Genomic DNA, 24,454 nt, shown 5'->3' with positions numbered 1-24,454 from the left:
GCCATGTAGCCGCATACCACCGGAGCCTGAACGGAGTCCGATAGATGAAGCTTGCCCAGTCGCGGCGTCGCGCCTTTCACGTTCTCGTCGGCATCGCCGCGATTCAGGCCGCGCCCGCGCTGGCCGGCGACGACAAATCCACGATCACGACGATGATGGAGATGGTCGGCGCCTCTTCGGACGAAGGCGTCGGGAAGATCGACTACAGCGAACGGCCCAAGCTTGTTTTGCCGCCAAGCATTGGCCAATTGCCGCAGCCCCGCGAGCGGGGGGAGCGGTCGAACGGCTGGCCTTCCGAAATCTCCGCAGAACGACGCCGGAACGTCAACCGCTACGCCCGTGTGCCCAATGCGCCGCCGGAAGCGCCCCGCCAGGGCATGTTTGCGCGCGTCATGTCGTTTGGATCCGGCGGCGAACCCGCCGGGCCTGCGATCGAGGAGCCGAATCGGATCATGCTGACGGAGCCGCCGCCCGGCTACCGCCGCCCGACGCAGGATCTGAACAATCTCCGCAGTACGGATCCGGCCAAGAAGAGCACCTGGTGGAACCCGCTGACCTGGGGCGGCGGCGCGAACAATTCCGCCGCCGGCGCGTCGGGAAATCCAGGCGCCACCGACATGCGCGGCGGTTCGGGGGCCTACAACGCGGCCGCTCCGGACACGCGCGGCGGCGGCGCGATCTCCAGCTTCAGTTCGATGATGCCGAGCTTCATGCGCGGAAGGTCGGACAACGACAACAACTAATTTCCGGCCTATATTAGGAGAAACTACTCTCCGATGCGCGGCCGCAGCCGCGGGAAAGGCCGATGAATGTCATTTGAGACGAAGGCGTCAGCCGTCGCTTCGCTCGCGCCCGGCGCCGCCGCGCCGGAGCCCGCGCGCGCGAGCATCACGAGCTTCACGCTCCACAACGGCATGGAAGTCGTCGTCATCCCGGACGCGCGGACGCCCGTCGTCACGCATATGGTCTGGTACAAGAACGGCGCCGCCGACGATCCGCTCGGCCAGTCGGGCATCGCCCATTTTCTTGAACATCTGATGTTCAAGGGCACGAAAGATCATCCGCAGGGCGAGTTCTCCAACCTCGTCGCCGAGCTCGGCGGCCAGGAGAACGCCTTCACCAGCTATGATTACACGGCTTACTTCCAGCGCATCGGCAAGGAGCATCTGGCCACGCTGATGGCCTTCGAGGCGGACCGCATGCGCAATCTGGTGTTGACCGACGAGGTCGTCGATCCGGAGCGCGACGTGGTGCTCGAAGAGCGCCGCATGCGCACCGACAGCGACCCGGCGGCGCAGCTCGACGAGGCCGTGCAGGCGGCGCTCTTCGCGCATCATCCCTATGGCACGCCGATTATCGGCTGGAATCACGAGATCGAAGGGCTCGATCGCGCGCATGCGCTCGCCTATTACGAGCGCTTCTATACGCCGGAGAACGCCATCCTGATCGTCGCCGGCGACGTCGACGCCGCCGCGGTCGAAAGTCTCGCCAAGGACACCTACGGCAAGATTCCGGCCCGCGCCGCGCCGCCGCGCCGCGCCCGCACGCAGGAGCCGCCGCATCGCGCCCATCGGCTGGTGACGCTGCGCGACGAGAAGGTCGAGCAGCCGGCGCATGAGCAGGTCTTCCTGGTGCCGTCCTACACGACCGCCGCGCCCGGCGAGGCCGAGGCGCTGGAGACGCTCGCCTATATGCTCGGCGGCGGGCCGACGAGCGCGCTCTATGAGACGCTCGTCGTCGAGGAGAAGGTCGCGGTCGGCGCCGGCGCCTATTACATGGGCTCCGCCGTCGACGACACGCGGTTGTGGGTCTACGCCACGCCTGCGCCGGACGTATCGCTCGAAGATCTCGACGACGCGATGGGTCGCGTGCTGCGGCGCTTCGCCGAAGATCCGATCGACGCCGCGCATCTGCAGCGCGCCAAGACGCGGCTGATCGCCGACGCCGTCTACGCCCAGGACAGCCAGGCCTCGCTCGCGCGCTGGTATGGCGAGGCGCTCGCCACCGGACTCGCCATCGAGGACGTCGTCGCCTGGCCCGACCGCATGGAGAAGGTGACGGCCAGGGACGTGCAGGACGCCGCGCGCAAATGGCTCGACAAGCGCAGGGCCGTGACCGGCTTCTTGCTTCCGGCCTGAGACGGCGCTCGCGTCGGGGCGTCGGCGGAGGCCGGCGCCCGATCCGACTGCCGAACATCGATCGCCGACCGCCGTTAGGAATTCATATGACCGCTCACGCGCCTACCGTCACCATCGCCTCCCGCGCCGAACATGTGCAGCGGATCACGACGCCCGGCGGGCTCGAGGCGTGGCTTGTGGAAAGCCACGCCGTGCCGCTCGTCGCGCTCGAATTCGCGATCCGCGGCGGCGCCGCGCAGGATCCTTCGGACAAGCCCGGACTCACGACGCTGCTCGCCGCGACGATCGACGAAGGCGCCGGCCCTTACGACGCGCGCGGCTTTCATCGCGCCATCGACGAACTCGCGATCCATCTCGGCTTTGGCGCCGATCGCGACGCGATCTCGGGCCATCTTCAGACTCTGTCGCGCAATGTCGACAAGGCTTTCGGCCTGTTGAAGCTGACGCTCAACGACGCGCATCTCGACGCCGGCGACGTCGCGCGCGTGCGCAGCCAGCTCGCCGCCGAATTGAAGCGCGACGCCAACGAACCCGATGCGGTGGCGGCGAAAGCGTTCCGGGAAGCGGCGTTCCCGAACCATCCCTATGGGCGCCCGGTGCGCGGCGACCTCGCCTCGATCGACACGCTTTCGCGCGAAGACCTCATCGCTTTGCGCGAGCGGCTGTTCGCGAAACGCGATCTCAAGATCGGCGTCGTCGGCGCGATCGACGCGACGCAGCTCTCGGAGCTGTTGGACGCGACCTTCGGCGGCCTGGCGCTGCAGAACGATCTCTCGCCCGTTCCGCAGATCGACGTCGCCAATGTCGGCCTGCGCAAAATCATCGAGCTCGACGTGCCGCAATCGACGATCCGCTTCGGGCGTCCGTCGATCACCAAGCACGATCCCGACTATTACGGCGTCGTCGTCGCCAATCACATTCTCGGCGGCGGCACCTTCACCTCGCGGCTGTTCCGCGAAGTGCGCGAGAAGCGCGGCATGGCCTATTCGGTCTATTCGCATCTCAACGAATATGACCATTGCCCGATGCTGATCGGGGCCGCCGCGACCAAGAACGAACGCGCGGGAGAGGCGATCGGCGTCATCGAGGAAGAATTCAGGCGCTTCGTCGCCGAGGGGCCGACCGAGGACGAATTGGACAAGGCCAAGAAATTCCTCATCGGCTCCTATGCGCTGCGTTTCGACACGTCGACCAAGATCGCGAGCCAGCTCGTCAATCTGCAGCTCGACGGATTCGAGCCGAGCTTCCTCGACGAACGAAACGGCCGCATCGCCGCCGTGACGATGGAGGCCTGCCGGCGCGGCGCCCAGCGTCTCCTGGGCGATGGCGGTCTGCTGGTGACGGTGGTGGGCAAGCCCGCCGGAGTGTGAGCGGCCGGTCACGGCGCCGCCGCTGGTCGGCATCTTGCTAAGAGACGGTCATGGATAACCCTCTCCTTACGGCCTGGAGCGGCCCGTTCCGCTTGCCGCCCTTCGACGCGATCCGGCCCGCGCATTTCAGGGAGGCGTTCGAAACGGCCTTCGCCGCGCATAAGGCCGAGATCGACGCCATCGCCGGCGACCCGACGCCGCCGACCTTCGATAATGTCGTCGGCGCGCTGGAGCGCAGCGGGTGCCTGCTGACCGATGTCGGCGCGGTCTTCTGGAATCTCGCCGCCGCCGACTCCAGTCCCGAATTGCAGGAGATCGAGCGCGACATCTCCGGCGCCTTTTCGCGCCACTCCAGCGACATCTCCATGAATCCCGCGCTGTTTCGCCGGATCGAGGCGCTTCATGAAACGCGCGGGGCGATGGAGCTGACGCCGGAGCGGCGCCGCGTTCTCGAGCTGACCTACAAGAACTTCGTGCGCGCCGGCGCGAAGCTGGCGGACGCCGACAAGGCCCGTCTCAAGACGATTCTCGAACGCCTCGCGACGCTCGCGACGCAGTTCGCGCAAAATGTGCTCGCCGATGAATCGTCATGGCTGCTGCTGCTCGACGAAAGCGATCTCGACGGCCTCTCGCCCGATTTTCGCGCCGCCGCGGCGCGCATTGCGGCGGAGCGCGGATCGCCCGGCAAATACGGCGTGACGCTGTCGCGCTCCAGCGCCGAAGTCTTTCTGCAAAGCTCGACGCGGCGCGATCTGCGCGAGACGGTGTTTCGCGCCTGGGCGAGCCGCGGCGAGAATGCGGGCGCGACCGACAACCGCCCGCTCATCCGTGAAATCCTGCAATTGCGCGAAGAGCGCGCGCAGCTGCTCGGCTTCGATAGTTTCGCGGCGTTCAAACTCGACGACACGATGGCGAAGACTCCGGCCGCCGTGCGCGACTTGATCGGTCGCGTCTGGGCGCCGGCGCTGACTCGCGCCGCCGAGGAGCGCGCGCAGATCCAGGCGATGGTCGAAGAAGAGGGCGCGAATTTCGCCGTCGCGGCGCATGACTGGCGCTATTACGCCGAGCGCGTGCGCGCGAAACGCTACGATCTCGATCAGGCGGCGCTGCGTCCCTACTTCCAGCTCGACAACATGATCGCCGCGGCCTTCGACGTTGCGCAAAAGCTCTTCGGCCTCCGCTTCGTCGAGCAGAAGGGCCTGCCGCTCTACCATCCGGACGTGCGCGCCTTCGACGTGCTAGACGGCGACGGCGAGCATGTCGCGCTGTTCCTCGCCGATTATTTCGCGCGGCCGTCGAAGCGCGGCGGCGCCTGGATGTCGGACTTCCGTTCCCAGCACAAGCTCTGGGGCGAGGTGCGGCCCGTCATCGTCAATGTCATGAATTTCACCAAAGGCGCCGACGGCGCGCCGACGCTGCTCAGCCTCGACGACGCCCGCACGCTGTTCCACGAATTCGGCCATGCGCTGCACGGCATGCTGTCGGACGTGACCTATCCTTCGGTCGCGGGCACCAATGTCGCGCGCGATTTCGTCGAACTGCCCTCGCAGCTTTACGAGCACTGGCTGATGGAGCCGGCGGTGCTGAAGGCGTTCGCGCTGCACGCCGAGACGGGCGCGCCCATTCCCGACGAACTCGTCGCGCGCATCACGGCGGCGCGGCACTTCAACCAGGGCTTCGCGACGGTCGAATTCTGCGCCTCCGCCCATGTCGATCTCGACATTCACGCGCAAAGCGTCGCGCCGGATTTCGACGCGGGCGCCTTCGAGACGGACAGCCTCGCGCGGATCTCGATGCCGCCGGAAATCGTCATGCGGCACCGCCTGCCGCATTTCGCGCATGTCTTTTCCGGCGACGGCTATTCGGCCGGCTATTACAGCTATCTCTGGGCCGAAACGCTCGACGCCGACGCGTTCGAGGCGTTCAAGGAGACGGGCGATCCCTTCTCGCCCGAGGTCGCGCGGCGCCTGCGCGATCATATCTACGCCGCCGGCGGAAAGCAGGACGCGGCGGACGCCTATGTGGCCTTCCGCGGGCGGATGCCGACGGTGGAGCCGCTGCTAAGGCAGAGGGGATTTGCGGGGCCGGTTGGGTAGAGTTTTAGTCGAATACGGCTCTTCAAGGAAAACAGTATGGATTCCGGCTGATCCGTTCGCGTGGGCCGTGTCATTCCCGGCGGGCCGAAGGCCTGACCGGGAATCCAGAGCCAATCCAAGAAAGCTGGGTTTGCTCTGGATTCCCGATCGCGCTTCGCGCGTCGGGAATGACATCCGGACGCCCGCGGCGCGCGCGGGCGTGATGCGGCGGCCTACTTCTCCTGCGGCAGCAGCGCCAGGAGGTCCGCCATTTTCGGCGCCGCGCTCGGGTTCATCATGCCGACGACATGATAGCCGGCGTCGACATGCAGCACTTCGCCGGAGACGCCGCGCGCCAGCGGCGACAGAAGATAGACCGCCGTCTCGCCGACTTCCTCGATCGTCACGACGCGGCGCAGCGGCGAATTATATTCATTCCAGCGCAGGATGTAGCGGAAGTCGCCGATGCCGGACGCCGCCATCGTCTTGATCGGCCCGGCCGAGATCGCATTGACGCGAATGTTCTTCACGCCGAGATCGGCGGCGAGATAGCGCACCGACGCTTCGAGCGCCGCTTTCGCCACGCCCATCACATTGTAATGCGGCATCCATTTCTCGGCGCCGTAATAGGTGAGCGTCAGGAGCGAGCCGCCGTCCGTCATCAGTTTCTCGGCGCGCTGCGCCAGCGCCGTGAACGAGTAGCAGGAGATATTGAGCGACATCTGGAAATTTTCCAGCGTCGTCTCGACATAGCGCCCGTCGAGCTGGTCCTTGTCGGAATAGGCGAGGCAGTGCACGACGAAATCGATTTTGCCCCAGAGCTTTTCAACCTCGGCGAAGACGGCGTCCATCGTCGCCGGTTCGGCGACGTCGCAGCGGCCGACGACCTGCGCGCCGATCTCCGCGGCGAGCGGACGCACGCGCTTTTCCAGCGCTTCGATCTGATAGGTGAGCGCCAGTTCGGCGCCGGCGTCGGCGCAGGCCTTGGCGATGCCCCAGGCGATCGAGCGATTGTTGGCGACGCCCAGAATGAGCCCCTTTTTTCCCTTGAGCAGTCCGGCGAAAAGGGCGGCGGGCGCAGCTTGATCGGTCATGCGTGTCTATTTCCTGGGCGTGAAAAGCGCTCGGCGAGCCCGCGCCCTTTAGCGTGGATTTGGCGCAAAGGGAACCTCAGATCGCCCCGCATTCGGCCGGCGGTCGCCCAAATGCGGGCGCAGGGATCGATCTTGAACGGCGAGACCGCGCTCGACGCGAAAAACAGGGCTGCGCCGTCGCCCGCGCCGAAGCGCACGGGCAGGCGAACGGGGGCGGGCCGGCCGCTGCGAGCGATAGCCAATCGCGCGGCTTTGTCCTATCATCCGATAGGAAACGTCATTGGCTTCGCAGACTAGGCGAGAAGACCGAGTGGAGCGGGCCGTATGGGCAGAAGAACCGACATGATTGCGGGTCTGGGCGGAGCGACTCCCGCCCTGCGACGCTTTGCGCGTGCGCTGTGCGCCGGCGCAGGGCCCGCGGTCGCCGACGATCTCGTGCAGAACGCGCTGCAGTCGGTCGGCGCGCGCATTCGCGCGCGCGAGCTGCGCCCGGCCGATCCGGCCGAGGCGCGAATCGAAACCTATGCGACGCTGGTCGCGCTCGCCCAGAAAAAGCTCGCGGACGCCCCCGGTCCGGCGTCGCGTCACCCGCCGATCGTGCATGGGCTCGCCAGCCTCGCCTTCGACGAACGCGCCATGCTGCTGCTCGTCTCGCTCGAGGGTTTCGGTTATGACGCCGCGGCGCGGATCATCGGCGCGAGTCGCGAAGCGGCGCTGGCGCGGCTGATGCGCGCCCGGGCGGCGCTCGGCGCCGAGGGCTTGCGGCCGGTCGCGTCGTCGGAAAGCGGCCGAAGGGCCGTCTCGCATCTGCGAGTCGTGAAATAGCGGCGATGACGCCCTCGGCCCTCATCGAAGAAGCTGACCTTCACGCGCTTGTCGACGGCGAGCTCGACCCCGAGCGGCGGCGCAAGGTCGAAGACCATCTCCTGCAGCATCCCGACGACGCCGCGCTCGTCGAAGGCTGGCGACGGCAGAACGCCGCGCTACGCGCCGCGTTCGAGCCGGTGGCGCTGGAGCCGCCGCCGCCGTCGCTGCGCGAAGCCGCCGCGCGCCCGGCTGCGCCGCCCGCCGGGCAAGGGCCGATCGAAACCGGTGCCATCCATTGGGGGCGACCCGGCGCGGCGCCGCGGCCCACGCGCAAGCTCGACGAGATTCGCGCCAGCCGGCGTCGCCAGGCGCTCGCTTCGACGCTGCTGACGCTCATCGCGGGGGCGGCGGTCGCCGCCGCGGCGCTGCTTTTCCTGGCGAGTCGTCCGCCGGCGCAGGACCCGACGACGCGCGCCATGGCCGCCACGAGCTACGCCACACGGGCCGCCTTGACCTACGCGACCTATGTCGTCGACGCGCGGCCGGTCGAAATCGACGCCGGCCGGCGCGGCGAGCTTCTCGCCTGGCTGCAGGAGCGCGTGGGATTTTCGCGGGCGCCGGATTTGAGCGGGCTCGGCTTGCGGCTTCTGGGCGGACGCGTGGCGCCCGGAGTCGCGTTGCCGGCCGCGTTTCTTGTCTATGAGCGCGACGACGGAGCCCGCGTCGGCCTTTATTTCGAGCGGGCGGAAGCCCAGGCGGCGCCCTCCGGGCAGCGCGCTCAGGCCGTTTCGGTGATCGAATGGCGCGCCGGCGGCTTCGCCTTCGCGCTCGTCGGCGCCCTGGAGCCGGAGGCCATGCAGGCCGCGGCGGAAGCCGCGGCGGCTGCGGTCGTGACGCCGCCGCCTACGCCTGCCGAACCGAAATAGAAGCGACGGTCACGACATTTTGGCGCGCGGATCGTAGGGATGCGCGTCCCGCCACTCGCGCATGCGCGCGTCGAGATCGCCGGACTCCGTCTCCGGCAGCATGATCTTCAAGGAGACGTACAGGTCTCCGGCGATCTTGCCCTCCGACGCCGGCAGGCCCTTGCCGCGCAGCCGCAGCACGCGTCCGCTGTTGGAGTGCGGCGGGATCGTCAGCTCCACCTTGCCGTCGAGCGTCGGCGTCGCGATTCGTCCGCCGAGCGCGGCCTCATAAACGGTCACCGGCAAATCCAGCCGCAGATCACGGCCGTCCAGTTTGAAATGGGGGTGCGGCGCGACTTTCACGGTGACGATGGCGTCGCCGGGTTCGCCGCCCATCGAGCCGGGCTGGCCCTGGCCGCGAAGGCGAATCTGCTGCCCGTCTTCGATTCCGGCCGGAATCTTGACTTCAAGCGTGCGGCCGCTCGGCAGAATGACGCGCGCCGCGCCGCCATGCCCGACCGTTTCGAGCGGCACGGTCGCCGTGGCGACGACGTCGTCGCCGCGGGTCGGCTGCGGCCCGGCGCGACGGCGTCCGCCGCCGGCGCCGAAGAGGTCGGCGAAAAGGTCGGACGGGTCGAATCCTCCCCGTCCGCCAGCCGCTTCATTGCCGAAATGGAATTCGTAATGCTGTTCGCCGCCGGGGGCGCCGCCGCTCGTGCGCCAGTTGCGGGTGAAGCCGCCAGGTCCGGCGCCTGCGTTGAAGCCTTCGAATCCGGTGAAGCGCGGCTTGCCGTCGGGACCGATCTCGCCCTTGTCGAACTGCGCCTTTTTCGTTGCGTCGCCGACGATTTCGTATGCCGAATTGATCTCGGCGAAGCGCTCCTTGGCCTTCGCGTCGTCCTTGTTGCGGTCGGGATGAAATTTTTTCGCGAGCTGGCGATACGCCTTTTTGATTTCGGCTGCGCTCGCCGATTTTTGCACGCCGAGTACTTCGTATGGATCGCGCATAATTCTCCAATAGCCCATGTAAGCGCCCGCCCTCTGCGGCGCAGGCGCATATGTCCGCCTTATTATTTGGGAGAAGCCCGGGCGCAACGCAAGCGGCCAAAGTCGCCCGCGTCGAAGCCTATTGCGGACGCTGGGCGAAAAAGGCGGCGAAGCGCTCCCGCGCCGCCGGCGACGCCAGCGCCTGGGCGAAAACCGCAGCTTCTGCGTCAATGCGCGCCAGGACGTCCTTCGGGTCGCCGCGCATCAGCCGTCGCGCCGCGAGAAGCGCCTCTCTCGGTTTCGCCGCCAGGCGCCGCGCCGCGTCCATGGCGCGTTCGACGACCTCTTCCTCGGTCGCGCCGAGCGCGTTGACGAGTCCGCGCCGGAGCGCCTCATCGCCGTCAAAACCGTCGCCGAGCAGCAGATATTCGGCGGCTTTGGACATGCCGAAGCGTTGCGGGACAAGCAGGCTCGCGCCGCCTTCCGGCGGCAGGGCGAGGTCGATGAACGGCATTTTGAAGCGCGTGTCCCGAGTGGCGTAGACGAGATCGCAATGGAAGAGCAGGGTGGTTCCGATGCCGACGGCGACGCCGGTGGCCGCGGCGATCAGCGGCTTCCCGAAGGCCGCGACGGCGCGCACGAATGCGAGCGCCGGGAAGGTCTCGGCGCCCGGCGCGAAGTCGCGGAAGTCGGCGAGGTCGTTGCCCGCCGTGAAATTTCCGCCTGCGCCGGCAAGAACGACGGCGCCCACCGCCGCGTCCCCGGACGCCGCTTCGAGGCTTGCGATCAGCGCGCAATACATTTCGCGGTCGAGGGCGTTCTTCTTTTCGGGACGATTCAGCATCAGGCGCAGCACGCCCTGGTCCTGGGAAACGACGATCTTCTCGGACATGAGGATCTCCAGCTCGGGCAAGGCGGCGGCTCGGCTATATCCGCGGTCCCGCCAAGCTTCGCCAAAGTTTTGAGGGATTCCACTGAGATAGCAGGAGCGCTGCGCGGCGCCGGCGAATCATCGGCGACTTGCAGCGACGCCGCAAGCGAGTAGATTTCAGCAGGATGAGGTTGTCGACGGCTGGGGCGCCGATTTCCGGCTCCGTAGCGGAAGGAGCGTGCGCGGCATGAATGTCGGCGAGTTGGCCAGTCGGCTGTTCGGGGGGGCGCCCGGGCGGGGCCAGAGCTTCCTCTACGGCGCGGAACAGCGCCTGGCGCAAAGGATGGCGCGCGCCGCGCCCGCGTGGATCATGCCGGCGCATTTGTCGATGATCGGCGCGGCGGGCGCCGTATTGGCGGCGGCGGCGCTGGTCGGCTGCCGCTCATGGCCCGAATTGGTCTGGCTGACGCCGCCGGCGATGCTCGTGAACTGGTATGGCCTGACGACGGATCTTCCGCTTGCGCGTCTGCGCGGCGGCGAATTGCCGGGCGCCGGCATGGCGCACCACGTCTCCGAACTCTTTTCGCACATCCTGCTTATCGTCGGCTATGGATTCTCGCCGTTTCTGACGCTGCGCGCCGCGGCGGCGATCCTCGTCTGCTATCTGCTGTTTTCATCCTACGCCTATATTCGCGCCGCGACGCGCCACGTTCAGCAGATGGCCTACATTGGTCTGGGCGTGACGGAGTTTCGCATCCTGCTGGCGTTCTGGCCTTTCGCCGCCATTGCGCTCGGCGTTCCCGAAAGTCAGCACGATCCGCTGCCGGCGATCGACGTCGCGGTGATCGGGCTGGCGCTGGTGGCGGTCCTCGGCCTCTTCGTCAAACTCTTCAAGGACGGGCGCAGGATCGCAGCTTCTTCCGCGGCTGCGACGCGGAGCAGAGAAGAATAGTCGGGACGAGGGACGCGGAACCTTCCTGAGGCGGACGCATTTTCTCTTTATGCGCGCCGCTTTTCTGACGACGGTCATCGCGATTCTGCTGGGAGCCTTTGGGGCGAGCGCCGCCGCGCGCTCCGGCGCCGCTTCGTCTCCGTCGAGCGAAGCGCGAGACGCATTGGCCGCCGCGCAGTCGGCCTGGCGTCAGAAGGTCGAAGGGGCGAAACAGCGTTACGAAGCCTTCGCCGCGCGCGCCGGATCCGAGCTTCGCATGCGCAGGTCGACGGAGCTTGGCGCGCCGTCCTCGTTAGAGCCGTTCTCCGCCGTGCTCGACGATCCGACGCTGCGCTACAATGATCTGGTCGTGACGCACGACGGCGTTTTCATGTTTCGCGGCGTGGAGGGATCGCGGCACAGCGCGGCGGAATTCGAACGGTTGCCCGATGCGCGCGTTCGTGCGCTGTCGTTGCGGCTCTTCGACGAAACGAATTGAAAAGAAACTGTTCTCGCAACCGAATTAACCATTCGCACACATTCGTAAAATTTTTAGCATCGTTCAGAAAACTGATGGTATTTCCGCCATATAGCCGGCATATTTCGTTTGCCCGCGCAGCTCCCGGCGTCTCCGGGAGGGCGGCTTCCGCCGTGTTCGAAAGTTCGCGCCGGGCGGGCGCATATTGGAGCGACTTTGAAAATTTCAATTCTCCTCCCGCTGCGACTTTGCCTCGCGTTTGCTCTCGCAGCGCTGCTGGCGGGCTGCTCGATCTTCCCCGCCGCAGGTCCGTCTCGTAAGGACATTGTGGAGAATGTGGCGCCGACCCTGACGAGCCCGGAGCCGAGCTTCGCGCTCGTCGAGATCGACGAAAATTCGCTCAATGTGCTCGGACGCCGCGCCCCGCCGACGTTGCGCGGCTACTTTGGCGATTACAGGCCGGCCGCCGCCCAGACGATCGGCGTCGGCGACTCGGTTCAAATCACGGTTTGGGAGGCCGCTTCGGGCGGTTTGTTTTCGGCGCCTGTCGCCGATCGCTTGAGTCCCGGATCCCGGTCGGCGGCGATCCCGGATCAGGTCGTCGGGCGTGACGGTTCCGTCACCGTGCCTTACGCCGGGCGCATCAAAGTCGCCGGGCGCTCCCAGCAGGAGGTCGAGTCCGCGATCATCGAGCAATTGCGCGGCAAGGCGATCGAACCGCAGGTTGTGGTCAACGTCACCCGGACCGTCACCAACACGGTCACCGTCACCGGCGAAGTCGCCAATGGCGCGCGCGTCCCGCTGAGCCTGCGCGGCGATCGCGTCATGGACGTCATCGCCACGGCCGGCGGCTATCGTTCGCCGGTCCACGAAACATTCGTGACCTTGACGCGCGGAAAACGCTCCGCGCGCGCGCCGATCCAGGCGCTGTTGGCCAATCCGAGCGAAGACATCTATCTGCGGCCGGGAGACATTCTGACGGTCGAGCGCACGCCGCAGACCTTTACCGTCATGGGCGCCACCGGCAGCAACGCCGTTGCGCCCTTTGATGCGCGCGGCATCACGCTCGAAGAGGCGATCGGTCGGTCGGGCGGTCTGACGGACAATCGCGCCGACCCCGACGGCGTGTTCGTGCTGCGTTACGAGCCGGCGAGTCTCGCGCGCGAATATCCCGCTGTCGCGCCAAATCTGCTTGCGCGTGGCCAGGTGCCCGTCGCCTATCACCTCAATCTGCGCGAGCCCGCCGCGCTGTTTGCGGCGCGACGCTTCCCCATGCGCGACAAAGACATTCTGTATGTCAGCAACGCGCCCTTCGCCGACGTCAGCAAGCTGATGCAGCTTGTCAATACGCTTGGACAACCTGCGGTTCAGGGCGCCGCCGTGAGCCGGTTCCTGAACTGAGCGCGTCAGGCGGGCGTCGCGGAAGAATCGAAAACCACCGTGAGTTGCAGCTTTCGGCTTAAGATTAATGCCGGTTAAGTTCTCAATATGTCATGGTTTTGCCCGTTTCATCGGTAACATGGAAAACCGTAAGAGCGATCGTCCGCTTCAGCGTCATCGAGGGTCGCGTCGACTCTGACATGTTGAACGCTTTTGAGGGTTTGTAGTGGCCAATCAGCGGATCAACGAAAGTTTTCTCGCGCTCAAGGAGCGCGCTGCGCTATTGGCCTTGGTGCGGCGTTTGCCGCATTGGATGACCCCGGACCATTTGACCGCGATCGGCCTGTGCGGCGCGGTTCTCACGCTCCTCGGCTTCATCGCCTGCCACTGGTCGAACTGGTTTCTCGCGGCCGTCGTTTTGGGCCTATTTCTCAACTGGTTTGGCGATTCTCTCGACGGCACGCTGGCGCGGTTTCGCGAAATCGAGCGGCCGCATTACGGCTATTTCATCGATCATTCGTCGGATCTCATCGCTCAGACTCTGATCGTCGTCGGCCTCGGCGTGTCCCCTTATTTTACAGTCGGCGCGTCGCTGCTGGTTCTCTCGCTCTACCTGCTGATGAGTTCATACACCTATCTGAGGGTCGTGACGGAGAGAGTGCATCGACTGTCGTACGGGGGCATGGGCGCGACGGAATTTCGCATGCTCGTCGCCGCCTGGGCGCTCTTCGCCGCCTGGCTCGGACCAGGCGTCGCCGAGACGCAGGCGTATGGCTTCGCAGTGCTCGATCTGGTGATCGGAGGCCTGTCCGCCTTGACCTTCCTCGGTTTCGTCGCCGTCATACGGAAGGACCTTGCGCGGATGCAGCGCGAGGAACGCGAATTCATCGAATCGCTCCAGCCGGCGGCGGCGGAGAGCGAGCCGTCGATGTTGGACGTCGACGAGCAGATTCTGATCGAGACCGTGGCCAATTGATCGCGCCGCCGACGAAACCCTTTCCGATCGTGACTCCACACTCCAGCGTCCGCCCTTTCGGGGCGTCGCGCGCTCTGTAGATTCGACGGAGCGATGGCGACAATTCGCGTTGCGAACGGCGACGCCAAGTCCGGAAAAGCCGGACGCACAGGGAGCGATTCCACCGCGCACGCGGCCGAATTCTTTCGGCGGCCATGACGTGAAGCGACCGCTTGCGGAAGGGAGTCGCTCTGCGCAAGTTTGTGCGTCGGTGGAGTCGGTGCGAGCGCTTGCCCATGAAACGGACCCGATATTTCTGCAGCGCGGGGCTTGCGGCTGCGGCTGTTCTCGCGCTTGCGCCGCCGCTCGCGGCGCAAGGCGTTCGCGGCTTCACCCATTGCGCGCCGCCCTTACGTCCGGCCTGCATCGAGACGTCCGCCGCCGCATTGGCGATGGCCGCCTGTGACGAAGAAGTGCAGCTATTTACAAGAATGGTTTTTCGATACCGGGAGTGTCTCGAAAGAGAGACGGAACGCGCGGTACGAGACGCCAATGACGCGATCGAGGCGTGGCGATGTCGTCTAGACGAGACGAAATGCCGCAACAGACTATGACGGCGGACGCGGCGAACAGACCCGTCATCTATGACGTTACGAGGATCGTCACGCGCGCCTTGAATGCAGCGCCGAACGGCATTGATCGCGTCGACTTCGCGCTCGCCAGGTTTTTCCTGACGCGCAATGCGCGCGCGCGCGGCGCGCTGATCTGCACGGCGATCGGCCCACGTCTCGCGGATCCCGACAGAGCGCTTGAGACAATCGAGGAGGTGGAGCGTCACTGGCGCGAGGAGGGCGATCCCGAGCGGGACGAGGTCTACCGCGCGCTGGTCGTGGCGCTTCGGTCGAACGGCTCCGCGCCATCGTTGGCGGCGCGCGTCAGAACGGCGTCAAATCTCGCGGCGCTTCAGCGCAACTGGCGAGCGATGCGGCGGTGGGCGCCGCATCTCGGACGCCCGATGCGCGACGCGCCCGACGGCGCGATCTATTTCAACGTCACGCAATTCCTGATCGATCGAAGCTGGTATGTGAGCTGGCTCAACGCGCGGCCGGATATAAAGCCGGTCTTCTTCGTCCATGACCTTCTGCCAATCGAGACGCCGGAGTTCTTTCGCGCGCGGGAGGCAATGCTGCATCCCCGGCGCATGACGAATATCTGCCGCTACGGCGCCGGCGCCGTCGTCGCATCGCATGCGGTCGCCAGACGGCTTCGTGAATTCGCCGAAGCCTGTGGAAGGCCGGAACTGCCGATCTGCGTCGCGCGCCTGCCGGTGTCGCCGGTCTTTTCATCGCCGGTCGAACCGCCGCCCCTCGACGGCGTCAACTATTTCGTCGTCTGCGGCACGATCGAACCGCGCAAGAATCATCTGACGCTGTTGAACGTGTGGCGTGAATTGGCGCGGGATCCCACGCCGCCGAAGCTGGTCATCGTCGGCAAGCGCGGCTGGCTCAATGGACCCGTGATCGAAATTCTGGAGCGAAGCGCCGCCTTGCGGCCTCATGTCATTGAGGCGGCCGGATTGTCCACGCCGGGATTGCGCAAGCTGCTGGCCGGCGCACAAGCGCTGCTCATGCCGTCCTTTGCGGAAGGCTTTGGCCTGCCTGTCGCCGAGGCGCTTGCGGCGGGGACGCCGGTGGTGGCCTCGGACATCGAGGCTTTCCGCGAAGTCGGCGGCGACGCGATCGACTATGTCGATCCACTCGACGGGCGGGGATGGCTGCAAGCCGTGCGCGAATATTCGACGCCGCAATCGCCGCGTCGTCACGCGGCGCTTGCCCGGCTTAACGAAAGAGATATATCCGACTCAGATCATTTTTTTTCGAAAATTGACGAGTTCATCGCGCGCGTTTAAAGCGCGCTCCCACGAATTGGTTGGCGCGCGCAACATTTGAACGCTCCGATCGAGTCGCCGAGCGCGAAAACGACTTGGAAAACAGGGGATTTCACTTGAGTCTCTGGGATCAGCAGCAAGCGTCCATCCGCAAAGCGCCGAGTGAAGAAGATCTGGCCGCGTTGGCGCGTTTTCGTCAGGCCTTGCGCAAGTTCGTGGCCTTCAGCGAACAGGTCGCCGCCGACCATGGCGTGACCGTGCAGTGGTATCAGGCGCTGCTCGTGGTGCGCACCTATCGCGGCGCGAAACATATCAGCGTCGGCGAACTCGCCGAGCAACTGATGATCCGCGATCATAGCGCGGCGGAGCTGGTGTCCAGATTGGCGCAGGCCAAGCTTGTCAGACGCAAGACCGATCCCACCGACCGCAGACGCTCGCTCGTCGTCATCACCCGCGCCGGCGAGCGACGCCTGTCGGAGCTCGCCGCCGTTCATTTGAGAAAGCTGCGAGAGGCGCGGAGCGTGTTTGCGACCTTCTTCGGAGCCGCGGCGGAGTCTCAATAGCCGGTCATTTCGAGATAGCCTTCGCCGGTGTGCGAACCGCTGAAACGGATCGGCCCTTCCCAATAGGCGGGATCGGTCCCCATCCAGCTCCTCGGGTTGAGCGGCCGGGTCTCGACGTTCAGGTCGCGAGATTTGATCCGGACGCGCCAGCGAATCGGCACGTCGCGATCGGCGATGCGTATCGTCTCCAAAGGCGCGATGGCGATGTCTTCGCGCGCGAGGGGCGCCGTTGCGCCGCCGGCGTCGATCCAGTTCCCGAAGAGAAACGGCGCCGCCGCGACGCTGCGCATGCGATAGAGCATCAGCTTCGCGCCGCCATCCAAATGGAGCGCAAACCAGTCCCAGCCTTTCTGGTCGGGACCGAGCGCCTGGCTCGACCATTCGCGGTCCATCCAGGCCCGTCCGGAGACGCGCGTTTCACGTCCGTGGATCGACAAGGAACCTTCCGCCGTGAAGAACGGCTGGCTGTAGTAGTAGGAAGCCTGTCCCTCGTCGGATTTGCGGCTGTAGCCGGCCTCGCTCTGCAACACGATCGGTCCCGTCGCGGCGAGATCGAGCGCATAGGCGAAATCTTTGCTCCCGGCGCGAACGCGCAGCCGCCCGATTCCGGCGCGCGCAGAGTCGTCGCGCGTTTCGAGACTCCAGTCGTCGATGTCGGCGCGAAAAGGCGCGGCCTCGACGCCCGCCTGTCCGACGCCGCCGCGGGCGAATTTCTGTGCGAACAGATGTTCCTCGGCGCTCGTCGCCGCCGCATGGCCCATCCAGACGTTGCGGTCCTCCCAGCCGGGGCGCGCCGCATTCGGCTCGAGCGCGAAGCGGAAGAGCGTCCATTGCGCGCCATATGAGGCGCCATCCGCGCCGGTCAGATTCGCGGTGACGTACCACCATTCGGTGCGGAAATCGAAATGCGGGCCATGGTCTCCCGGAAAAATCAGCGGCGTTCCCCGACGCGGCGTCGCGAAACCGGGTGCCGTCGCGCCAAGCCCGCCGAAGCCTTGCGCCAGCGCGCCGCTCGACGAGAGCGCGAGAAGCAGCGCGGATCGCCGCGATATGCCCGGGCGATAGCGTGCGCGCGAAACGTTCGGCCGCTTAGCGTTCATCGGAAAAGACTTTGAGCAGTTCGGCCGGCGCGGCGCGCGCGAGCCGCGCGACAGGAACGAGCGCCGCGAGGAACGCCGCGCCGAGCGCGATCGAGAAAACCGCAAGCCATTGCGCCGGAAACATTTGGAACGGCAGCCGCCATCCGAAGGCGGCGACATTGACGATCGCCACAAGGCACCAGGTCATGAACAGGCCGAGAGGCGTCGCGAAGACCGCGGCGCCGGCGGCGAACGCCATGACGCGGAGCATTTCCAGCGCCGCGAGTTCGCGGCGCGTCGTTCCCAGCGCCCAGACAGGCGCGACGCGCGCGCGCCGCATGTCGCTGAGCGTCAGCAGGCTGGCGAACAGCGCAACCCCCGACACGATCAGCGTCAGCGTGTTCAGCGCCGTGGTCACGGCGAAGGTGCGTTCGAAGACATCCGTCGACAGCGACTTGACCTCGGCTTGATCGACGATGCGCGCAATCTTTGCGCCGAAGCGCCGCTGCATGTTTTCGATGACGCGGGCCGTCGCGTCGGGCGCTGCGCGCAGGCCGTAATGGACTCCCGATGCGTCGGCGAAAGAGCGCTTCAGCGCTTCGTGATCGATGCGCAGCTGGCCCTTGGGATTGCCGTAATCGGGAAAGACGCCGACGATGCGCGCCCGCCAGTCCTGGCGTGACGTCGGAACGTCGAGAGTCGCGCCGACGCCGAGGCCGAGCCGGCGCGCCAATTGCTCGCTCACGAGAATCGTGTCCTGCGCGTGCAACGCCGTCCACACGTCGGGCGTCGCTTCGACCAGCGGAAAATGCGCCGCGTAGGTTTCGTGAGGCGTCATGCCGATGATATCCACGGGCCATCCGCCGATGCGCGTCTTCGCGCGCCAGATCGGCAGGACCGCGTCAATGTCGGGCTGCGCGCGCGCCCACGCCTCGATGTCGCGCGCATCAGCGGGCGTCGCCGCCTCGAAATAAATCTCGGCGACGAGGCGCTGGTCGAGCCAGCGGACGAAGGTCTGGCGGAAGCCCTCGACCATGCCGCCGACGCCGATATTCGTCGCAAGCGCGATGAGCAGCGCCATCAGCGCAAGCGACAGGCCGGAAATTTCGAGGCGTCCGTCAGCGAAAAACCAACGAGCGAGGGGGCCGCGCGCGAAATGTTCGCCGAGCGCCAGGGCCCCGGCGAGCCCGACCGGCAGGATGAGCGCCGCGGCGAGGAGAGAGAAGCCGATGACGGCGAAACCGGATGCGAGCCCCTGGCCAAAGGCGTAGGCGCAAGCCGCGGCGAGAAGGGCGAGGACCGCCAGCGCCGCTTGTCGTCGCAGATAGCGGTGATGCGCGGCGCGCCACGCGATGGGCCGCGCGACCGACAGCGCCGGCAGCCGCAACGCTTTCGTCAAGCCGCTCGCCGCCGCAAGAACCGCGCCGGCCCCGGCCATGGCGAGCCCGGACAGCCACCAGCGCGCATCCAGCGTCAGGCTTTCCGAAATTTGCGCGCCATAGAGGCTCTCGAGACTTTTTGCGACATCGGGCAGAAGCGCCTGCGCGATCGCATAGCCGCCGATGACGCCGGCGCCGCCGGCGACGAAGGTGAGAACGGCGATTTCGAACGCCATCGCCGCGATGAGATGAGGCGGCGCGACTCCCAGCGCGCGCAACGTGCGCAAGGTCGGCAGGCGTTGCTCGAAGGCGAGGCCGTAGGCGGCGTGGACGATGAACAGTCCGACGATGAACGCAAGGAAGCCGAAGGCGGTGAGATTGAGGTGAAAACTGTCGGTCAGCCGGTCGAGATCGCTGTCTTCGTCCGGCGCGACAAGCCGCAGCGCATCGCCTGCGACGCGTTTGAGCCGATCCTCGTCGAGCGCTTCATCGTCGGCGATGAGGAGGCGCGAGAGTTTGCCCGGCCGGTCGAGCAGACGCTGCGCGACGCCGATGTCCACGACAATGGCGCCCGGCGGCGCGCCGGCGAGCGCGGCGAGCGGCGGCAGGCGCCGGCCGCGCTCGGTTCGCGGCTGCGCGCCCTCGGAGAGCCCGAGCTCGCGCAAGGTCTCGGGCGCCGCAAAGCCGCGGCCGGGTCCCGAGAAGAAATCCTCGAGCACATCCGACCGCTTCCGCCTCTGGGCGAGCGTCGAACGGCTCGGAAGCGACACCGGATCGACGCCGACGATCCGCACATTCTTGTCGTTCATCCGGGCCGCGCCTTCCAGGACCGGAGAGACGTCGACGCCGGCGCGGTGCAGCGTCACGAAGACGTCCTGATCGAACAACCCTCCGCGCGCGGCGATGAGCGTCCTTGCGCCGCCGCCCGAAATGGCCGTCGCCGCGGCGTCGTAGCTGTTGCGCGCCTGAGCGTTCAGCGCCTGCACGCCGCTCCACAACGCGGCGGCGACGGCCAGGCCGATCACGAGCGTCGCGAGACTCCCGGGACGTCGGCGCCAGTGGCTTGCGAGCGCGGCGATGGTCCAGAAAATTTCTCTCATTGCGCCGCCAGCAGACCTGACTCGAGCCGCATGCGCCCCTGCAGCCGGGCGGCGAGCCGCTCGCTGTGCGTCGCCATCAGAAAGGCGCAGCCGGTCGCTGCGACGAGATCGAGCGCAAGCGCCATGACGCCGTCGCCGGTCGCTTCGTCGAGATTGCCGGTCGGCTCATCGGCCAGCAGAAGCTTTGGACGCACGGCGATGGCGCGGCCGATGGCGACGCGCTGCTGCTGTCCGCCGGAAAGCTCCTCCGGATAGCGGGCGGCGAGCGCCGCAAGGCCGAGACGCGCCGTCAGCTCCTCCTGCCAGACCGGATCGTAGCGCCCGGCGAGCCGCGCCTGAAAGCCCAGGTTTTCGGCCACCGTCAGGCTCGGGATCAAATTGAACTGCTGGAAGACGATCCCGATCGTCTCCCGCCGAATGGCGGCGCGCGCCGTTTCCGACAGGCGCGTCAGCGCGACGCCGTCGAGAACGACCTCGCCGGAATCCGCATGATCGAGCGCGCCGACAAGATGAAGCAGCGTGCTCTTGCCGCTGCCGGATTCGCCGGTCAGCGCCAGGCTGACGCCGGCGGCGAGCGTGAAGTCGACGCCGCGCAGCACCGGAATGCGGCCCTGTGGCGTGGGATAGGATTTTCGAAGATCCGCGACGCGCAGCAAGGGCGCGCCGGTGCCGGCCGCTGCAAGATGTTCCGGCGTCGCATGAATCGACAAGCATTGCGCCCTGATCGGGCCGGCGAAGGCGGCCGGCGCGCCAGTCTTTATATATGGGCGCTCCGCCGATCGCCCAAACGCCGGCATGAGGCGAGATGAAATTCGGCGCCGCGCTTCACGACGTCGATTGCGCGAAAAGATTTCGGGCGACGGCCTCGGGCGGGGCAAGGGACATATTTTCTCGCGCCGTCGTTCGCGCGCCGGCAACAGTGCGGCAATCAGGGAAGCGGCTTGTGATGCGGATCGATCGGCGAATGGCCGCCGTCCGCGTCGACGGCGGCCATGCCGTCAAATCGGGAGAAACGCTCGACCACGTCGGGAGAAAGTCGCGTCTCCGCGGCCGCCAGCCGCTTCGACAGCGCCTCGGCGTTGGCTTTCGAAACGCCGAGCCTTTCGAGCGCGCCGCTGTCTTTCAGGGCGTCGCCGGCGCAAAGCGCGATGCTCCAGGCGTCGCCCTTGCGGGTGAGAAACGCCCGGCCGCCGAGTTCGCCCTGGCGCCAGTCGGCGACGGCGGCGTCGCCTTCGACGACGATCGCGTCAACGAAGAGTCGCGCTTCGGGCTTGTCGAATGTCTCGAACAGCAGGCGGCGCGCCGCCTCAGAGCCGTCGTCGGCCCAGGCGCACGCGCACATCGCCGCACTGATCGTCGCCAGCAAGAAACATCTCATCCATCCGCTCCAGCATCGTCCGCGACTACGCGTATTGGTATAATACCAATACGCCGCCGCGCAAGAGCGCCGGAGACGTTTCCGCCGCGCGCTTTTTTTGATACGACGCTGGCGCGGCGAAAGTTGAATGAGTTCAAATGGCGACGGTGGAAAAAAGCGCGCGCCAGCGCATTCTGGACGCAGCGCTCAAAATTCTGAGGAAGGAAGGCGTGTCTGCGCTGACCCAACCGCGCGTCGCGGCTGCGGCCGGATTGCGGCAGTCGCATTTGACCTATTACTTTCCGCGCAAGACCGATTTGCTCGCCGCCACGCTGGAAGCGTCTCATGCCCAGGCGCAAAAACCGAAGCGCGGCGCGACGGGAGGGGAGGCCGATCCTGTCGAAGCCGTGCGCGCGCTGATGTTCGATCGCAACCGAATGCGCTTCTTCCTGAGCGTCGTGGCGCAGGCAAGCGATCGTTCGGACATTCGCGCGACGCTCGCCGCGCATGCGCATGGCGTCGCTGAGCAGCTTGCGCCGCTCTTCGGGCGGACAGCCGACGACCCCGACATCATCGCCTACGTCGACATGCTGCGCGGGTTGGGGCTGCGGCTGCTGCTCGAGACGGATGAAAAGCGTCCCTTGCCAGTCGATCTCGACGCGCTCGCCGCGCGCTTTGGCCTCAGGCGCGCGCCTGGAGCGCGGCTTTAAGCCATGCCCCGAAACCGCTAGAACCATAGGCATGCAAAGAATCGGCAAAAGCGCGGGCGGCCTGGAGGGCCAGCCCTATGCCCTGGCGGCGGCGTTTTTCCTCGTCTGCGCGCTGGCGCTCGCCTTTCCCTGGCTTTCCGGACGGGTCACCATCCCCTGGGACGCGAAGGCGCATGTCTTTCCGCAATTCGCCTTTCTCGCCCACGCCTTGCACAGCGGCCAGTCGCCGTTCTGGACGCCGAATGTGTTTGCGGGAATGCCGCAGATCGCCGATCCGCAATCGCTGATTTTTTCGCCGTTCTTTCTTCTGGCGGCGGCGCTCGTTCCCGAACCTTCCTTCGCCCTGGCCGACTCGATCATCTTCGCGATGCTGGCGATGGGCGGCCTGGCGTTGATCGCCTATTTCCGGGATCGCGGCTGGACCGCCGCGGGCGGATTGCTCACCGCGCTCGCATTTGCGTTCGGCGGCTCGGCGGCGTGGCGAATCCAGCATGTCGGCCAAATCATGAGCCTCGCATGGCTTCCGGTGACGCTGTGGTTGTTGGCGCGCGCGCTCGATCGCCGGTCGGCGCTCTATGGCGCCATGGCGGGCGCCGTCGCGGCGCTGCTGGTGCTCGGGCGAGACCAGGTCGCTTTCCTGAGCGTGCTGATGCTGTCCGCCTATGCGCTCTACCGCGTCGCGACGGATGATTCGCCAAAACTCGACGCGGTCGCGCCGCTTGCCTGGGGCGCCCTCGTCGGCATGACGATCATCGCCGTTCCGCTGGCTTTGACGCTGGACCTCGCCGCGCATTCGAACCGTCCCGAGATCGATCTCGACGGCGCCTTCAAAGGCTCGCTGCCGCCCGGCTCATTTTTCACGCTCATCTCCGCCAATATGTTCGGAACCGACGGTCCGCTGAAAGCTTTCTGGGGTCCGCCGGTTGGCGAGCGCGACCTGTTTCTCGCGCGCAACATGACGGATCTTTACATGGGCGAACTGACCCTCGTCGTATTGGTCGCCGCGATGGGCAGGCGGTTCTTCGCGAGCAAGGAAATTCGCTTCTTCGCCGTCGCCGCCGTGCTGTTCGGCCTCTATGCGGTCGGCCGCCACACGCCGGCCTACGCCCTTTTCCATCGCCTGCCTGGCGTTGATCTTTGGCGCCGGCCGGCCGACGCGACCTTCCTGCTCGGCGCGACGCTGGCGATTCTTTCGGGCTATGGCTTCAATCTGATCGAGCGCGGCGACGTCGCGCCGCGCGCGTCTTGGGCGATCGGCGCCGTCGCAGCGCTTTTCGCCGCGGCGACGCTCGTCGCGGCGGTGAAAGGCCACCTCGTCCAGGCGTCCTGGCGGCTTGCGATCAGCGCGGCGTTCGCCGCGCTCGCCGTGGCGCTCGTTCTTGCGACCCGCGACCGGCTGTTGCGCGGCCCCTATCTGCTTGCCGCGGTCGCGGCGCTGATGAGCGCCGATCTCGCGATCGGCAATGAGCCCAATGAGTCGACGGCCTCGCCGCCCGAGCAGTTCGACGCGCTGCGGATCGACGGCAAGGATCCGGTGATCGCTTATCTGCGCGGAAAGCTCAAAGAGACCGCCGCGCCCGATCGCCGCGATCGCGTCGAACTCGCGGCGATCGACGTCCATTGGCCGAACGCCTCGCTCGTCCACGGCCTCGATCACGATCTCGGCGATAATCCCATTCGGCTGCGGCTCTTCGAAGACGTCACGGGCGCCGGCGATCACCTCGCTCTGCCCGAGCAGCGCGAGTTCTCGAAGCTCTATCCTGCCTATCGCTCCGTCCTGTCGGACATGCTCGGCCTGCGATTCATTGCGACCGGCGTGCCGATCGAAGAGATCGACGAAAATTACAAGACCGGCGACTTCGTCGAACTGACGCGCATCGGCAAGGTTCGCATCTACGAAAATCCGCGCGCCATGCCGCGCGTCCTTCTCGTGACCTGCGCCATGCATGTCGATTTCGCGGCGATGATCAAGAGCGGCGAGTGGCCGGAGGCCGACTATCGCGAGACGGTGCTTTTGGAAACGCCGCCGATCTGCCATACGCGCAAGGATGCGCCGCCGGCGACCGCGAAGATCATCTCCTATGAAAACGATCGCGTCCGTGTCGAGGTCAGCGCGCCTCCCGGCGGCGGCTGGCTTGTCCTGAACGACGTCTGGCATCCATGGTGGGGCGCGCGCGTCGATGGCGAGGACGCGCCGATCCTGCGCGCGAATGTGCTGTTCCGCGCCGTCGCGGTTCCCGAAGGACGCCATGAGGTGCGCTTCGACTTTCAGCCGCTGCGCGGACTGCTGGCGAAACTTCCGCAGAGATAGCGCAGCGAACTGCCGCAATTCGCGCGGTATACGAAATCCCCTAGAGGCTTGTGGTCGTCTGCTGGAGACGTCGTGG

At 66.4% G+C, this 24,454-nt stretch carries 22 protein-coding genes; 15 read left to right on the top strand and 7 right to left on the bottom strand.

The genetic code is table 11. The features are described 5' to 3' along the window. Window positions 1-44: 44 nt before the first annotated feature. The 4 genes from AB7F41_RS07385 to AB7F41_RS07370 all read left to right on the top strand — a co-directional run bounded on the left by AB7F41_RS07385 (window position 45) and on the right by AB7F41_RS07370 (window position 5,604). Window positions 45-743: a hypothetical protein gene (locus AB7F41_RS07385; protein ID WP_428382929.1), complete on the top strand. Its 699-nt coding sequence runs from the start codon at window positions 45-47 to the stop codon at window positions 741-743. A 66-nt stretch (window positions 744-809) separates the two neighbouring features. Beyond that, a complete protein-coding gene (locus tag AB7F41_RS07380) occupies window positions 810-2,138 on the top strand; it encodes a M16 family metallopeptidase (RefSeq protein WP_428382931.1) in 1,329 nt (442 codons plus the stop codon). Between the two features lie 86 nt (window positions 2,139-2,224). Then, complete coding sequence (locus tag AB7F41_RS07375; protein WP_428382933.1) at window positions 2,225-3,508, top strand: M16 family metallopeptidase; 1,284 nt, start codon at window positions 2,225-2,227, stop codon at window positions 3,506-3,508. Between the two features lie 50 nt (window positions 3,509-3,558). Then, complete coding sequence (locus AB7F41_RS07370; RefSeq protein WP_428382934.1) at window positions 3,559-5,604, top strand: M3 family metallopeptidase; 2,046 nt, start codon at window positions 3,559-3,561, stop codon at window positions 5,602-5,604. Window positions 5,605-5,816: 212 nt separating this feature from the next. On the opposite strand, the gene fabI is transcribed toward AB7F41_RS07370, so the two are convergent. Continuing rightward, window positions 5,817-6,677 carry an enoyl-ACP reductase FabI gene (gene fabI / locus AB7F41_RS07365; RefSeq protein WP_428382936.1) on the bottom strand — a complete coding sequence of 287 codons (861 nt, stop codon included), beginning with the start codon at window positions 6,675-6,677 and terminating at the stop codon, window positions 5,817-5,819. A gap of 324 nt (window positions 6,678-7,001) precedes the next feature. Between fabI and AB7F41_RS07360 the strand changes: the two genes are divergently transcribed. Both AB7F41_RS07360 and AB7F41_RS07355 read left to right on the top strand, forming a co-directional pair. Next, window positions 7,002-7,502 carry a sigma factor-like helix-turn-helix DNA-binding protein gene (locus tag AB7F41_RS07360; protein ID WP_428406498.1) on the top strand — a complete coding sequence of 167 codons (501 nt, stop codon included), beginning with the start codon at window positions 7,002-7,004 and terminating at the stop codon, window positions 7,500-7,502. Window positions 7,503-7,507: 5 nt separating this feature from the next. Continuing rightward, on the top strand, window positions 7,508-8,410 hold the full coding sequence (locus AB7F41_RS07355) for an anti-sigma factor family protein (RefSeq protein WP_428382940.1): 903 nt from the start codon (window positions 7,508-7,510) through the stop codon (window positions 8,408-8,410). A gap of 9 nt (window positions 8,411-8,419) precedes the next feature. Here the strand turns inward: AB7F41_RS07355 and AB7F41_RS07350 are convergent, their stop codons facing one another. Both AB7F41_RS07350 and AB7F41_RS07345 read right to left on the bottom strand, forming a co-directional pair. Next, window positions 8,420-9,397, bottom strand: coding sequence for a DnaJ C-terminal domain-containing protein (locus AB7F41_RS07350; RefSeq protein ID WP_428382942.1), 978 nt, complete (start codon window positions 9,395-9,397; stop codon window positions 8,420-8,422). Window positions 9,398-9,515: 118 nt separating this feature from the next. Further along, entirely contained in the window at window positions 9,516-10,268 is a 753-nt protein-coding gene (locus tag AB7F41_RS07345) for an enoyl-CoA hydratase-related protein (RefSeq protein WP_428382944.1), read from the bottom strand. Window positions 10,269-10,494: 226 nt separating this feature from the next. On the opposite strand from AB7F41_RS07345, the gene AB7F41_RS07340 reads away from it, so the two are divergent. The 7 genes from AB7F41_RS07340 to AB7F41_RS07310 all read left to right on the top strand — a co-directional run bounded on the left by AB7F41_RS07340 (window position 10,495) and on the right by AB7F41_RS07310 (window position 16,442). Next, complete coding sequence (locus AB7F41_RS07340; protein WP_428382945.1) at window positions 10,495-11,199, top strand: hypothetical protein; 705 nt, start codon at window positions 10,495-10,497, stop codon at window positions 11,197-11,199. A 49-nt stretch (window positions 11,200-11,248) separates the two neighbouring features. After that, window positions 11,249-11,677, top strand: a complete 429-nt coding sequence (locus AB7F41_RS07335; RefSeq protein ID WP_428382947.1) for a hypothetical protein — start codon at window positions 11,249-11,251, stop codon at window positions 11,675-11,677. 195 nt (window positions 11,678-11,872) lie between these two features. After that, window positions 11,873-13,057, top strand: coding sequence for a polysaccharide biosynthesis/export family protein (locus tag AB7F41_RS07330; protein ID WP_428382949.1), 1,185 nt, complete (start codon window positions 11,873-11,875; stop codon window positions 13,055-13,057). Window positions 13,058-13,262: 205 nt separating this feature from the next. Continuing rightward, complete coding sequence (locus AB7F41_RS07325; RefSeq protein ID WP_428382951.1) at window positions 13,263-14,012, top strand: CDP-alcohol phosphatidyltransferase family protein; 750 nt, start codon at window positions 13,263-13,265, stop codon at window positions 14,010-14,012. A gap of 275 nt (window positions 14,013-14,287) precedes the next feature. Next, complete coding sequence (locus AB7F41_RS07320) at window positions 14,288-14,605, top strand: hypothetical protein (RefSeq protein WP_428382953.1); 318 nt, start codon at window positions 14,288-14,290, stop codon at window positions 14,603-14,605. Then, entirely contained in the window at window positions 14,587-15,900 is a 1,314-nt protein-coding gene (locus AB7F41_RS07315) for a glycosyltransferase family 4 protein (protein WP_428382955.1), read from the top strand. The genes AB7F41_RS07320 and AB7F41_RS07315 overlap by 19 nt, the downstream gene beginning before the upstream one ends. 161 nt (window positions 15,901-16,061) lie before the next feature. Beyond that, complete coding sequence (locus AB7F41_RS07310; RefSeq protein ID WP_428382956.1) at window positions 16,062-16,442, top strand: MarR family winged helix-turn-helix transcriptional regulator; 381 nt, start codon at window positions 16,062-16,064, stop codon at window positions 16,440-16,442. Here the strand turns inward: AB7F41_RS07310 and AB7F41_RS07305 are convergent. The 4 genes from AB7F41_RS07305 to AB7F41_RS07290 all read right to left on the bottom strand — a co-directional run bounded on the left by AB7F41_RS07305 (window position 16,436) and on the right by AB7F41_RS07290 (window position 21,378). Then, complete coding sequence (locus AB7F41_RS07305; protein WP_428382958.1) at window positions 16,436-17,542, bottom strand: lipocalin-like domain-containing protein; 1,107 nt, start codon at window positions 17,540-17,542, stop codon at window positions 16,436-16,438. The two genes, AB7F41_RS07310 and AB7F41_RS07305, sit on opposite strands and share 7 nt — an antisense overlap. Beyond that, the gene (locus AB7F41_RS07300) at window positions 17,532-20,000 is read right to left on the bottom strand and encodes an ABC transporter permease (protein ID WP_428382960.1); all 2,469 of its coding nucleotides are present in this window, start codon (window positions 19,998-20,000) and stop codon (window positions 17,532-17,534) included. Before AB7F41_RS07300 ends, AB7F41_RS07305 begins: the two co-directional genes overlap by 11 nt. Then, window positions 19,997-20,710, bottom strand: a complete 714-nt coding sequence (locus AB7F41_RS07295; RefSeq protein WP_428382962.1) for an ABC transporter ATP-binding protein — start codon at window positions 20,708-20,710, stop codon at window positions 19,997-19,999. Before AB7F41_RS07295 ends, AB7F41_RS07300 begins: the two co-directional genes overlap by 4 nt. Before the next feature lie 218 nt (window positions 20,711-20,928). Continuing rightward, complete coding sequence (locus AB7F41_RS07290; protein ID WP_428382963.1) at window positions 20,929-21,378, bottom strand: copper uptake system-associated protein; 450 nt, start codon at window positions 21,376-21,378, stop codon at window positions 20,929-20,931. A gap of 137 nt (window positions 21,379-21,515) precedes the next feature. On the opposite strand from AB7F41_RS07290, the gene AB7F41_RS07285 reads away from it, so the two are divergent. Further along, window positions 21,516-22,067, top strand: a complete 552-nt coding sequence (locus tag AB7F41_RS07285; protein ID WP_428382965.1) for a TetR/AcrR family transcriptional regulator — start codon at window positions 21,516-21,518, stop codon at window positions 22,065-22,067. Between the two features lie 31 nt (window positions 22,068-22,098). Then, the gene (locus AB7F41_RS07280; protein WP_428382967.1) at window positions 22,099-24,378 is read left to right on the top strand and encodes a hypothetical protein; all 2,280 of its coding nucleotides are present in this window, start codon (window positions 22,099-22,101) and stop codon (window positions 24,376-24,378) included. Window positions 24,379-24,454 lie beyond the last annotated feature (76 nt).

Source organism: Methylocystis sp., from assembly GCF_050251305.1.
Lineage (GTDB): Bacteria > Pseudomonadota > Alphaproteobacteria > Rhizobiales > Beijerinckiaceae > Methylocystis.
Note: the sequence above shows the minus strand (reverse complement) of the source record. Positions and strands in the feature narration are given on the sequence as shown.